This window comes from Actinomadura sp. 6K520 (genome assembly GCF_004349245.1).
Taxonomy (GTDB): domain Bacteria; phylum Actinomycetota; class Actinomycetes; order Streptosporangiales; family Streptosporangiaceae; genus Spirillospora.
The window spans coordinates 1-12,464 of record NZ_SMLC01000191.1; the positions used below are offsets into that span (position 1 = coordinate 1).

Sequence of the window (12,464 nt, forward strand, 5' to 3'; positions counted from 1 at the left end):
GGCCTGGACGTCGAGATCCGCGACAGCAAGGGCTCAGGGCAGACCATCACCGACGTCGGCAACGGCGGATCGGACTTCGGCATGGCCGCCGAGACCAACCTTATGGGGCTTTCGGGGGATCGGGCGGTGCGGCATGGGATGATCCTGGTGGCGGTTCCATCCCTCCGGAGGCGCAGTGACCAGCAGGAGCATGCTCGAGATCCGGGTGCGGTGGGTTCTGCTCGTGGTGGTGGGCTTCGCCAACCTCGTCGGTGCGCTGGTCGTGCTGCTGTTCGCGACGTTCGTGGTGCCGGATCCGCCGTTGGAGGATCGTGACCACGTCCACCAGGTCAATGCGGTGGCGTTCTTCAGTTATCCCGTGGTCGCGGTGCCCGTGGTGCTGCTCGCCGGGTTGTGGTTGTGGCGGCCCGTCGTCCGGCTCGTGCGGGACGGGGGTGAGGCCGACCGGCGGCAGCGGCGCGCGGTGCTGCTCGGGCCGTTGCGGTTGACGCTGCTGGTCGGCGGGATGTGGGTCGTCGGGGCGCTGGGGTGGGCCCTGCTGGATCTTGTGCTGTTCACCGCGCGGCTGGCCGTCAAGACGGGGCTGACCTGTTTGCTGGGGGCGGCCACGACGTGCACGATCGTCTATCTGCTGTCGGAGCGGCTGCTGCGTCCGGCGGCGGCGCTGGTGCTGGCGGCGGAGCGTCCGCGGCGGGTGCGGTTGCCCGGGGTGACGACGCGGGTGATGCTCGCGTGGGCGCTGGGGACGGCGATTCCGGTGTTCGGGCTCATCTGCGTGGCCGTCGCCGCGTTGGCCGCGCCCGACATCAATGTCGTCCAGCTCGCCGTCACGATCCTGGGGCTCGGGGGAGTCGCGCTGCTGGCCGGGGTTTATGTCATCTATATGGCGACTCAGGCGATCGCTGATCCGATCAAGGCCGTCCGGAAGGGGATGGCGCGGGTCGAGCGGGGGGATCTCCGCGCCGAGGTCTCCGTGTACGACGCCAGCGAGGTCGGGCAGTTGCAGGCGGGGTTCAACCACATGGTCGCGGGGCTGCGGGAGCATGAGCGGCTGCGTGACCTGTTCGGGCGTCATGTGGGCGAGGAGGTCGCCGATCTGGCGCTGGAGCGGGGCGACATCACGCTCGGCGGTGAGACGCGCGAGGTGGCGGTCCTGTTCGTCGACCTGACGGGGTCGACGCGGCTGGCCGATACCCGGAGCCCGGACGAGGTCGTCGGGCTGCTGAACAAGTTCTTCGGGGTCGTGGTCGGCGTCGTCGCGCGGCACGGCGGGTGGATCAACAAGTTCGAGGGGGACGCGGCGCTGGCCATCTTCGGGGCGCCGACGCAGGTGAAGGACTCGGCCGGTGCGGCGCTGGGGGCGGCGCGGGAGCTCGCGGTGCGGCTGCGGGCGGAGGTGCCGATGCTGGACGCGGGGATCGGGGTGTCCGCGGGGCCGGTGGTCGCCGGGTACATCGGGGCCGAGCAGCGGTTCGAGTACACCGTGATCGGTGATCCGGTGAACGAGGCGGCGCGGCTCAGCGACCTGGCGAAGACCGACGAGGGGCGGGTGCTGGCGTCGGCGGCCGTGCTCGAACTCGCGCACCTGTCGGAGTCGGACGAATGGGATCTCGGCAGGTCGGTCATGTTGCGCGGGCGGAGCCGGCCGACGCGGCTGGGCACGCCCCGGCCGTCCCCGCCGGCGCCCGTCGTGGCGGACGCGGAGAAGCCCGGTGAGGCGCCGGCCGTCCCGCGTGCCCGTGTCCCGCGTCCGCTGCGGTGGAGCCGGAAGCTGCTGGTCGCGGCGCTGGTCCTGTCGAAGGCGGCGCGCAGGAAGGGTGCGGGCGAATAGTGGCCCAGTTCTGATCAAAGGGCCGTGTCCGGCACGTGCCGCGGCGGGGCCGCTGCGTATCGTCGCCGCCAGTACACGGTCTGCTACCGGCCTGTAACTCCGGTGTCACCGGACGCCTTCAGGGTTGGGGCGGACACGCACCGCTCCCGAAGAGGTGACCATGCACCGCCGTACCCGTCTCACGCTCCTCGCCGTCACGGCCTCCACCGCCGTCATCGTGCCCGCCGCCGCGGCCCACGCGGCCCCGGGCCCGCGGCCGACGGGGGCGCCCGAGCCGCGGCCCCTGGTGAACGTCTGGCCGAGCAAGAAGATCACGAACGTCGCGCACCGCGGGGCGTCGGCGTACGCGCCGGAGAACACGCTCGCGGCCGTCAGGCTGGCCAGGACCCAGGGCGCGGACGTCTTCGAGATCGACGTGCAGCAGACCAAGGACCGCAAGCTCGTCCTCATGCACGACACCACGCTCGCCCGTACGACGAACGTCGAGCAGGTGTATCCGGACCGCGCGCCCTGGAAGGTCTCCGACTTCACCTTGGCCGAGATCAGGAGGCTGGACGCGGGCTCCTGGTTCGGGGCCAGGTACAAGGGGGAGCGGGTCCCGACACTGGCCCAGGTGCTCAAGGCCATGAGCGGTGACAGGCTCGGCATGCTGCTGGAGATGAAGAGCCCCGCGCTCTACCCGGGCGTCGAGAAGCGCATCGCCGCGGCCCTGAAGCGCTCTCCGTCCTGGCTGAGATTCGATCCGAGTGAGCGCCGCCTGGCCGTGCAGTCGTTCGACTGGGAGTCCGTGCGCCGCTTTCACACCGAGATGCCCAGGGTGCCGGTGGGCCTGCTCGGCACGCCGAAGGTCGCGGATCTGCCGAAGCTGGCGTCGTTCGCCGACCAGATCAACCCCAGGCACGGCGACCTGACCGCCGCCTACGTCAAGCAAGTGCACGCAGCACGTATGGACGTCCTCACCTGGACGGTGGACGATCCCGCCAAGATGCGGAAGGCCGCTCAACTCGGCGTGGACGGCATCATCACCAACAAGCCGGACGTGCTCCACCGCGTCCTGCGGGGAGCCGGCGCCCGCGCGGCCGCCTGAGGACCCCGGACGGCGTCCCGTCCGCGAGCCGCCCGGTCAGGACGGTGCCGGGAGGTGTTCGCGGGCGCGGGCGATGAGGGCGCGTGCGGCGGGGCTGCGCGGGCCCTCGGTCCGCCAGGCGAGCGCTATGCGCCCGGTCAGCCGGGGCCGGACGATCGGCATCGCGTGCAGGCCGTCCGGCAGGGCCCTTGCGGCGGACTCGGGCAGGACGGCGACGCCGAGCCCGTGCGCGGCCAGCTGCGCGAGGACGGGCGGCTCGCCGGCCTCGAACGCGATGCGCGGGCTCAGGCCGGCGGCCGCGCACGCCTCGTCGAGGACGGCCCGCAGCCCGGTGCCCTTCGGCAGGCTGATCAGGTCCTCGTCGGCGAGGGCCTGCAGCCGGAGGCTGGACCGCCGCGCCAGCGCGTGATCGCGGGCGACGGCGGCGAAGAGGTGCTGCTCCAGGACGATCCGCGTCGTGACGCCGTCCGGCGGTTCGGAGCCGAGGCTGAGGAAGGCGAGGTCGACGCGTCCGTCCCGCAGCGCGTCGGCCAGCGTCACGGCGTCGTGCTGGACGACCGTGATCTCCACGTTCGGATGGTCGCAATGGAACTCGGCGAGCATGCCGGGAAGATCGAGGGACCGGATCCAGTCGATCGTGCCGATCGTGACGTGCCCGCGCAGCAGCCCCGTCAGCTCGTCCACCGCCCGCCGCGCGCCTTCGACCGCGGCGAGCGCCGCCCGCGCGTAGGGGAGGACGGCCTCTCCGGCCTCGGTCAGCCGGACGGTCCGTCCGGACCGGTCGAACAGCGGCTGCCCCAGTTCGCGCTCCAGTTGCCGGATCTGCGCGCTCACCCCCGGCTGCGCGACGTGCAGCCGCGCCGCCGCCCTGGTGAAACCGGCCTCCTCCGCCACCGCCACGAAGTACTCGAACTGGCGCAGCTCCATAACCAGCAATGCTAACAGCGTGGTCCTCCAGCGTTAATGCTTCTGCATTGCCCCGGATGTGATGAAGGATTCCTTTGGCCTTTCTTGAGGGCATCGCTGCTGTTCAGAGGACTGATCTCGGCCTGCGCGGTGATTACCTCACCAGCGGGAGGTCGGGTGAACGGACGGCGCACATGGTCCATACGGGTGCGTATGACCGCAACTACCGGGACGGTCGCCGCCGTCGTCGCCGCCATCGTGTGCGCGCTGCTCCTCGTCGGGCTCCGGAGCCAGGCGGCGGAGTCCGCCCGGGGCCAGGCCGTTTCCGCGGCGCTGCGGATCGCGTACGAGGCCGGCCGGGGGCCGGTGCGGGGCAGGCTCACGGCGCCGGAGGACGTCGTCCTGCAGCTCGTGAACGAGGAGCAAGAGGTGGTCGCCGGCACGGAGGGGGCCCTGACCGGGCCGCCGATGGCGGGCTTCCGGCCGACGGCGAACAGCATCTACGCGACGCGTGAACTCTGCCCGCCGGACGGGCTCGAAGGCTGCCAGTGGGTGATCGCGCTACGCGTCTACCACGAGAGCGGAGACCGGCTCGTCTACGCGGCGACGCCCACCGTCCCCTGGTATGTCAGCCCCGGTCACCTGATGCTCCTGGTCAGCGCGTCGCTCCTGGTGACCATGATCGCGTGCCTGCGGGCCTGGGGGACGACCGACCAGGTCCTCGGGCGGGTCGACGTGATCCGCGCCGAGCTGGCGGAGATCACCGCGAGCCAGTCGGGCCGCCGGGTGCCGGTGTCGGCGTACCAGGACGAGATCCGGTGGCTCGGCGAGGCCGTGAACGAGACCCTCGACCGCCTCGACACCGCCCTGGAGCGGCAGCGCGCCTTCACCTCGGACGCGTCCCACGATTTGCGCAGCCCCATCACCGGCGCCCGCGCGCAGATCGAGGAGGCGCTGCTGTTCCCGGACGAGGTCGACTGGCCGCAGACCGCGCGGAACGTCCTGCAGAGCCTCGACCGGCTGCAGGCGATCGTGACCGACCTGCTGCAGCTGGCCCGCCTGGACGCCGGGGCGTCGCACGAAGCCGAGCCGATCGACCTCGGCGCCATCGTCACCATCGAGGTCGCGCGGGCCGAACGCACGAAGAGCATCGTCCCGCATGTCCAGGAGGGCGTGACCGTGCACGGCGACCGGCTCCGGCTCGTCCGGCTGCTGACGAACCTGCTGGACAACGCCGAGCGCCACGCCGAGACACGGGTCGACATCACCGTGCGCGGCGAGAACGGTTACGGCGTCCTGGAGGTCCAGGACGACGGCGCGGGCATCGCCGAGCAGGACCGGGAGGTCGTCTTCCAGCGGTTCGCCCGGCTTGAAGACGGCAAGGCCCGGGACGCCGCCGGGACCGGCCTCGGCCTCCCGATCGCCCGCGAGATCGCCAGGCTGCACGGCGGGTCGCTGACCATCGAGGACAGCGCCCGGGGTGCCCGTTTCGTCCTGCGAATCCCGCGCCCGCCGGCCTCCGGCGACTAGGCCGCGGGGACGCCGGGGAGCCGCGCTGAAGGGCCTCAGCCCCCGCCCCCGGACGCTCTCGGCGCCGGGGCGGCGGCGGTGCCAAAGCCTTCCGGCGGGTCCGCCCAGGGCGGGGGGCATGGCCCGCGGGGTGGCGCCCGGCCGGTCAGACGGCCGACCGGGCGGGCACACCGCGCAGGTGGACCCAGCCTTCGGTCTTGAGCTTCTTCACCCGGCAGCTGATGGGCTCGAACTCGGCGGGGTTCACGTAGCCGGCGCCGTGGGCGATGAAGGACTCGTAGACGAACTGCGACACGATGAAGCCGAGGTCGGCGCCGGTGACGGCCAGCCGCTCCTTGAGCGGGCGGGCGTCCAGCAGCCGGGCCGTGTGGATCAGCACGAAGCCCGACACACCCGGCGGGTCGGACAGCACCGGCCCGACGCCCACGGCCACCCTGAGCTGGATGCGGACGGCGCCGCTCGACCGGCGGTTGTGCTGCCGCAGCCGCACGGCGAGCGCGGCGAGCATGGGGTCGATGACGACGGCGGTCGGCACCTCGGGCGGGATGACGATCAGCGCGCCGTCACCGCGGTCCTCGACGTGGCAGGACTCCCACGGCACCCTCGACTCCTCGAACGCCGCGCGCAGGACGGCGTACATGGCGCGCCGCATGTCGAGCCGGTCCGCGTCGTTGCGGTGGGCCGCGCTGAACCCCGCGATGTCGGTGTAGACGATCGTGCAGTTCGGCCCCGCCCACGGCGCCTGGAAGTGCGCGGGCTGCCCCGGCACCGGACCGGCCCCGCCCGCCAGCGGATGCGCCCACGCTGAATCCGGCCGCTCTGCCGGGACTTGACCAGCCGGCGTCCCGTACGACGGCTTCGAGATCACACCCGCATAGGGCGAGCCCCCAGGGACGTCAGTCGCGGCCGAGAACCCGTGCGGTGGCGCCGTTGCGGCGGACACCGCCAGGTTGGTGAGGGGCTGGCCCGTGGGCGGGGTAGGCGCGTGCTCCGCGCATGTACCGGGCCAGGTCGTGTCGGCTTGGGGCGGTGCCGTTGTGGTGGAGGTCTGCGTCGAGAGCGTGGGGTGAGCCGTGGACTGGCGGGTCGCCGGGTAGGGCGGGGCGCTCGGGAACGGGTTGGCGTAGGGCGGGTGCGGGGTCGGTTCGGTCAGGCGGTCGTACACCTCGCGTTCCATGACGGCCAGGACGCGGGGATGGTCGCTCAGGTACGCGACGATCTGCTGCGTGGTCATGCGCAGGCCGTGGACGCTGTCCATGGCGACGACCGTCGCCGAGCGCAGGCGCAGCATGAGGGCGGCGCGTTCGCCGACGATGTCGCCCGGGCCGCGGAAGGCGATGATGCGTTCGCGTCCGCCCTGCTCGACCGAGACCCGGACCGAACCGGACCGGATCACGAGGGCCTGGTCGGCGACCTGGCCCTCGAACCAGAGGGCCGTGCCGATCGGGTAGACGACCTCTTCCGCGGCCGCGAGGAGCGCGGCGCGTTCGGGCTCGGTGAGGGAGCCCCAGAAGCCCTGACTCGGGGGCGGTTCGACGATCTGCGCCGTCGTGGCGAGCTGGCGCGGGCACTCGGGCCCGCGGCACTCGAACGGGTCGGTTCCGGACTCGAACGGGTCGGTGCCGGACTCGGACGGGCCGGTTCCGGACTCGGACGGGTCGGTTCCGGGCGGGACGATCTGGTCCGGGTCGTGCTGCCGGGCGTGTCCGTTCATCAGCACACCCGCCTGGCGTCGGGCCGGACGATGAGTGGTGGGTTCGCGGGGTGGACCTTCTGATGTGACATAGCAGAACCCCATGCCTCGAATCGCGGCTCCGGACGCCGTCGGCCCGGTCGCCGGGGGCTGGCCGGGGCGAGGGCCGGTCACGGGTCCGAAGTCGCATTCACCTATAGCCCGCACCGCGTGATCGCGGTTAGACTGGGTGAGTCCGCAGGAAGCGTTTTGGCAGGTCAAGCCGGTCTTATCTGCGTCTTCGCAAGGGTACCGGCGCCGACCGGACAGGACACTTCACGCGGGCCCGGGGAGTCGCTCTCCGCTGTCCATCGATCGTCTTGGCTCGCAACCGGTGATCGACGGGAAGCGGTGGGCGACTCTTTTGTCGTTGCGGATGGTGGCGCGATGTCGATTGCTCGTGGCGACCTCCCCGTTCGGCGCGCGTCCGCCCTTCTTACGCCGGCGGTGTCTCCGTCCGCCCGTGCCCGCCGGTTGGGAGGGTCTCGGGCGGGGGACGCGTCCCGTCCGAGCCCTCACGCTGTGTGAGCGCTGATGTAGCAGTGCGCCTGGTAGCAGGTCGCAGGCTGCCATTTGCTACCTAGCACATTACAACATAGTCTACCGTCATGCAGCAGTCTGGAAGCTCCAGGTCGGAGATTTTAGGGATATGACGGGTCTCGCCCTGGGAGTGTGGGTAGACGTGGCCAAGGTAGGTGGCGCTCTGGCGGGATGTGCCGCGCAACCTGGCGCGCTGCCAGATTGCATGCGGACTGGTGGCATCGACTACTTAGAGTGAGCGGACACTATGACCAGTGATCAGGGGCCGATCGTCCAGAGCGCCTTGCTGCGCACGGAACTCGTCCGGCTGCGGAAAGAGAAGAAGCTGACGCAGGAGCAGGTGGCGCGGCAGCTGGAGTGGTCCCCGTCGAAGCTCATCCGGGTCGAGGGGGGCAAGAACGCCGTCACCCGCACGGACCTGCAGGCTCTGCTGAGGGTCTACGACGTCACCTCGGAGGCCCGCCAGGAGCGGCTGCAGTCGCTCGCCCGCGGTGCGCGGGAGCCGGCCTGGTGGAACGCGTACCGGGACGAACTCGACCCGCGTTTCCTCAACTATGTGGGCTACGCGGCGGGCGCGGCCTACATCCGGCAGTTCCACGGGGCGGTGGTCCCGGGGCTGATCCAGACGCCCGAGTACGCCGAGGTCCTCTCCACCGGCAAGGCGTCGGAGAAGGGCAGGGTGCTGGCGGCGAAGCTGCGCATCCAGCGGCAGCAGGAACTCGCCAAGCGGCAGCACCCGCCCCGCCAGCACTACATCATCGACGAGGCGGTGATCCGGCGGCACGTCGGCATCGGGATCGACCCCGCGATCATGCCGAACCAGCTCACCAGCATCGCCGACGCGTCCGAACGCAACGACCTGCTGACGATCAGGATCCTCCCGTTCAGCGCGGGCGCGCATCCGGGCCTCGAAGGGCCGTTCAGCATGCTGGAGTTCGACGGGGACCTGGACGACATCCTGTACCTGGAGGGCCGGTCGGGCGCCAGCCTCATGATCACCGGCGAGGACGACCGGATCCCCGAGTACCGCGACACCTTCGAACTGCTGCTGGAGCAGTCGCTCTCGGCCGACGAGTCGATCGAACTCCTCCGGCAGAGTGCCGAGCAGCTCATGGCCTGACTCCACCATCCCCACCCCACCCGACCCGACCGGAGGTGACAGCCGCAGCGGGCATCCACAAGGCGAGTGGCCGTCATAACACACAGAGTGATCTTGTGTTCCCTTGTAGGCGGGGTAACAAGAACCGTTTACACTCGTGACCGGGAAATTACCCACAAGGTCGTGGTTTGTCGCGCCCTGCTTGGTTGCTCGCCGGCGGGTGTTCTCGGCCGGTCGGCCGGTGAGACGGCACCCGCCGGCAAAAAGGATGGAGGGTTGCTGGATGGTGTGCCGGTCACTTCGGGGAAAGACGCCGACCTGGCGCAAGGCCAGTCGGAGCGTGGACCAGAACGACTGTGTGGAGGTGGCGGCGCTGGGCCCGTCGGTCCTGATCCGTGACTCCCGCGATCACTCCGCCGGCGTGCTCGCTCTGGATTCCGCGCACTGGATTACGCTGGTGGACGCCATCCAGAACGGGAGACTGGACGGCCGCTGAGTCACCGGACTCATTTATGGAGTCGATCGTAAAAACTGTCGAACCTAACAACGGCGTACAGTATTGACTGGTGACTCCTGACAAGCCCCCCGCCGCAGCTCCTGAAAGAAGCCTGAATTCTCGCTGACGGCCCGCGCCCGTCCGCCGTCCGCCGTGCACCCCGTGCCACCGAGGCGGGCCGTAGTCGTTAGGCATTGAACTACGGGTCGGCGGTGTGGCAGCCTGCCATCACCTGGACCGCCGGACGAGGAGTGGCCGTGGCCGCCGACGCGTGGCATCGCATCTACGAGGCCCTCGACGAGGAACACGACTACGACGTCGACGAGATCGACGGGCGGCTGCCGGAGGGGCTGGCGGGGACGCTCTACCGCAACGGGCCCGGCCGCTGGCAGGTCGGCGAGAGTCTCCTCGACCACATCTTCGACGGCGACGGGATGCTGTCGATGTTCGCGTTCCCCGGCGACGGCCGGATCCGCTACCGCAACCGGTACGTCCGCACCAGGCACTACCGGTACGGGCAGCGCAAGGGCCGCGCCGGGCTGCGCGGGCTGGGCACGCAGCGTCCCGGCGGGCGGCTCGCCAACATGTTCCGCCCGCCCGCCAACGTCGCCAACACCGGCGTGGTCCTGCACGGCGGGCAGCTGCTGGCGCTCTGGGAGGGCGGACGTCCCTTCCGCCTCGACCCCGACAGCCTGGAGACGTTCGGGGAGCACTCGTTCGGCGGCCGGCTGAAGGCGATGTCGGCGTTCTCGGCGCACCCGTCCCGCTGCCCGGAGACCGGCGAGCTGTTCAACTTCGGGATGGACTTCACGCGCGTCCGCAGCCTGCGCTGCTACCGGGTGGACACCGCCGGGGTGCTGCACCACCTGCCGCGCGTCTCCCTCCCGTACACGCCCTGGAACCACGACTTCGCGCTGACCCGCAGGTACCTCGTCTTCGTCGTCAACCCGGTCATCCCGAAGGCCGCGCCGATCCTGCTGGGCAGCGGGTCGATCGCCGATGGCCTCACGTACGAGCCGCACCGGCCGACGTGCTTCACCCTCGTGCCGAGGGACGGCGGCAAGGCGCGGGTCATCGAGCACGAGGCGCTGCTCGGGTTCCATTTCGTCAACGCGTTCGAGGAAGGTGACGACGTCGTCATCGAGTTCGTCCGTTTCGCCGACTGGGACCAGGTGGCGACACGGTTCCGCGACTTCCGGACGAGTGACTTCCCCTGGGGCGACGCCCTGATGCGCTACCGCGTCACCCCGTCCGGGAAGGTCGAGGGGCAGGAGGTGTGCGCGCTGCCGATGGAGCTGCCGCACGCCGACGTCCGCCAGGCGGGCCGTCCGCACCGCCACACCTACTTCGCCGGACGGACCGAGCGGAGCACCGGTATCCACGCCTATGACCACGAGAAGGACAGGCGCACCGTCCATGAGCTCCCGCCGGGCCACGGCTTCGGCGAACCGGTGTTCGTGCCGCGCGAACCGGGCGCCGCGGAGGGCGACGGGTGGCTGCTGGCCCTCGCCTACGACCCGGAGACGCACCGCTCCCGCCTGATCGTCCTGGACGCCCGCGACGTCGAGGCGGACCCCGTCGCCGTCGCGCACCTGCGCCACCACATCCCCATGGGCTTCCACGGCTCCTTCACCGACCGGATCGCCACCCCGCCCCGCCCATAAAGGTGGATTTATGGGGATTGGCGATGGTTACTGTTTGGTGTATTCCGAAACGAGACATCCTCCGCGTGCTCTTTTTCGGTCAAGCGCGCGTCAATGAAGTGTGAGTAAGAAACGCGGTAAAGATCACTTCAATGGGCGCGGGAACGCTTCATGACGGCGGTCCTCCTGGTGGAGATCGCGGAGCACGGAGCCGATCCGGCGCGACTCGATGAGCTCAGCAGGCGCCTGCTCAGAGACCTGCGGGATCTCGGTCTCGACGCGGCGCGGCCCACCGCCCCGCCGCCGGCGGGAGCGAAGTCGGCATCGGCGGTGGCCGTCGCGAGCCTGCTTGTCGGGCTCGCCGGCAGGCCCGCGCTGGTGGCACTGGTGAACGGGCTTTTCGGCTGGCTCGGGCCGCGCAAGGGGAATGTCAAGATCAGTTGCGGGGACAGGTCGATCGAATTGTCCGCCGCGACCCCGGCGGAGGGGCAACGACTGTTCGAATGGCTGCAGGAATGCGATCAGCGGACTCCGGAGCCGGACGGGGAAAGGCCATGCGGGTAGCGCTCCTCGTGGCCGCCGACCGGTACGAGGCATCGGATCTCGGCTCGCTGCGCTCACCCGTCCACGACGTGAACGCGCTGGCCACCGCCCTCTCGGCACCGGACATCGGCGGCTTCGAAGTGCAACGCGTCCTCAACCGGCAGGCGCACGAGGTCAACGTCGCGATCGACGACTTCTTCGCCGACAGGCAGCCCGACGATGTGCTGCTGTTGTACGTCTCCTGCCATGGCCTCAAGGACGACGCGGGGCAGCTGTACTTCGCGACCACCAACACCCGGATCAACAGGCTCGGATCCACCGGGGTCGCGTCCACCTTCGTCAGGGACCGGATGACCCACAGCAGGTCGCGCAACATCATCCTGCTTCTGGACTGCTGCTACAGCGGGGCCTTCGCCGATGCGCTGGTCCGGCGGGGCGACGACAGCGTGGGCATCAACGAGCGGCTGAGCGGCACGGGGCGGGCGATCCTGTCCTCGTCCTCGGCGCTGGAGTACGCGTTCGAGCTGGACGAGCGTCACCTGATCAAGGGGGTCACCCTCACCGGCGGGTCCCTGCCGCGCGAGGGACGCCCCTCGATCTTCACTGAGGCGCTCGTCGCGGGCCTCACCACCGGGGAGGCGGACCATAACCGCGACGGCCGGATCTCCGTGGACGAGCTGTACGAGTACGCGTACGCGAAGGTCACCGAGGCGAACCCGAACCAGACGCCCACCAAGTTCTCGGACGTGAGCGGTGAGCTGATCGTGGCCTGGAGCCCCGCCACCGCGAAGCCCCCTGAGCTGCCGGACGAGGTCGTCGCGGCCGCGCAGAGCCCCCTCGGACGCGTACGCGCCGTGGCCGTCGACACGCTCAAGGAGCTGGCGCTCACCGGGGACGAGACCGGACGCCTGGCGTACGAGCGGCTGAAGGAACTGCTCGACGACGACAGCCGCACCGTCATCGCGAAGGCGCGGGAGGCGATCGCGCAGATCGACCGCGCCCGGCCGGACGCCGATACGTCGGCCCCCGCCTGGCCGACTCCCCCTCAGCCGGTGCC

Annotated in this window: 10 protein-coding genes; 8 read left to right on the forward strand and 2 right to left on the reverse strand. The window is 70.6% G+C overall.

Features of this window, described 5'->3' with window-relative positions:
* Nucleotides 1-175: 175 nt before the first annotated feature.
* Together E1289_RS31820 and E1289_RS31825 are read left to right on the forward strand one after the other, a co-directional pair.
* Entirely contained in the window at nt 176-1,831 is a 1,656-nt protein-coding gene (locus E1289_RS31820) for an adenylate/guanylate cyclase domain-containing protein (protein WP_243713280.1), read from the forward strand.
* Nucleotides 1,832-1,991: 160 nt separating this feature from the next.
* Nucleotides 1,992-2,918, forward strand: a complete 927-nt coding sequence (locus tag E1289_RS31825) for a glycerophosphodiester phosphodiesterase family protein (protein WP_131986865.1) — start codon at nt 1,992-1,994, stop codon at nt 2,916-2,918.
* 36 nt (nt 2,919-2,954) lie between these two features.
* Here E1289_RS31825 and E1289_RS31830 read toward each other — a convergent pair whose 3' ends face one another.
* Nucleotides 2,955-3,845 (reverse strand): LysR substrate-binding domain-containing protein, encoded by an 891-nt coding sequence (locus tag E1289_RS31830; protein WP_131986867.1) that lies wholly within the window; start codon nt 3,843-3,845, stop codon nt 2,955-2,957.
* A 192-nt stretch (nt 3,846-4,037) separates the two neighbouring features.
* Here E1289_RS31830 and E1289_RS31835 point away from each other — a divergent pair, with 192 nt between their 5' ends.
* The gene (locus E1289_RS31835; protein ID WP_131986869.1) at nt 4,038-5,354 is read left to right on the forward strand and encodes a HAMP domain-containing sensor histidine kinase; all 1,317 of its coding nucleotides are present in this window, start codon (nt 4,038-4,040) and stop codon (nt 5,352-5,354) included.
* Between the two features lie 145 nt (nt 5,355-5,499).
* Here E1289_RS31835 and E1289_RS39215 read toward each other — a convergent pair whose 3' ends face one another.
* Nucleotides 5,500-7,068, reverse strand: coding sequence for a cyclic nucleotide-binding domain-containing protein (locus E1289_RS39215; protein ID WP_131986871.1), 1,569 nt, complete (start codon nt 7,066-7,068; stop codon nt 5,500-5,502).
* A gap of 805 nt (nt 7,069-7,873) precedes the next feature.
* Here E1289_RS39215 and E1289_RS31845 point away from each other — a divergent pair.
* From E1289_RS31845 to E1289_RS31865, 5 genes are all read left to right on the forward strand, one after another.
* The gene (locus tag E1289_RS31845; protein ID WP_131986873.1) at nt 7,874-8,746 is read left to right on the forward strand and encodes a helix-turn-helix transcriptional regulator; all 873 of its coding nucleotides are present in this window, start codon (nt 7,874-7,876) and stop codon (nt 8,744-8,746) included.
* 262 nt (nt 8,747-9,008) lie between these two features.
* Entirely contained in the window at nt 9,009-9,221 is a 213-nt protein-coding gene (locus tag E1289_RS31850) for a DUF397 domain-containing protein (RefSeq protein ID WP_279488279.1), read from the forward strand.
* Nucleotides 9,222-9,478: 257 nt separating this feature from the next.
* Nucleotides 9,479-10,885 carry a carotenoid oxygenase family protein gene (locus E1289_RS31855; protein ID WP_131986877.1) on the forward strand — a complete coding sequence of 469 codons (1,407 nt, stop codon included), beginning with the start codon at nt 9,479-9,481 and terminating at the stop codon, nt 10,883-10,885.
* 150 nt (nt 10,886-11,035) lie between these two features.
* On the forward strand, nt 11,036-11,428 hold the full coding sequence (locus tag E1289_RS31860) for a hypothetical protein (RefSeq protein ID WP_131986879.1): 393 nt from the start codon (nt 11,036-11,038) through the stop codon (nt 11,426-11,428).
* Nucleotides 11,419-12,464 (forward strand): caspase family protein (locus E1289_RS31865; RefSeq protein ID WP_207929280.1); only part of this gene is annotated, 1,046 nt, incomplete at its 3' end. The genes E1289_RS31860 and E1289_RS31865, both read left to right, overlap by 10 nt.

Excerpts from the sequence above, each read along its gene's own strand:
- E1289_RS31825 (WP_131986865.1), top strand. The coding sequence starts at position 1,992 with ATGCACCGCCGTACCCGTCTCACGCTCCTCGCCGTCACGGCCTCCACC.
- E1289_RS31830 (WP_131986867.1), bottom strand. The coding sequence starts at position 3,845 with ATGGAGCTGCGCCAGTTCGAGTACTTCGTGGCGGTGGCGGAGGAGGCC.
- E1289_RS31835 (WP_131986869.1), top strand. The coding sequence starts at position 4,038 with ATGACCGCAACTACCGGGACGGTCGCCGCCGTCGTCGCCGCCATCGTG.
- E1289_RS39215 (WP_131986871.1), bottom strand. The coding sequence starts at position 7,068 with ATGAACGGACACGCCCGGCAGCACGACCCGGACCAGATCGTCCCGCCC.
- E1289_RS31845 (WP_131986873.1), top strand. The coding sequence starts at position 7,874 with ATGACCAGTGATCAGGGGCCGATCGTCCAGAGCGCCTTGCTGCGCACG.
- E1289_RS31850 (WP_279488279.1), top strand. The coding sequence starts at position 9,009 with ATGGTGTGCCGGTCACTTCGGGGAAAGACGCCGACCTGGCGCAAGGCC.
- E1289_RS31860 (WP_131986879.1), top strand. The coding sequence starts at position 11,036 with ATGACGGCGGTCCTCCTGGTGGAGATCGCGGAGCACGGAGCCGATCCG.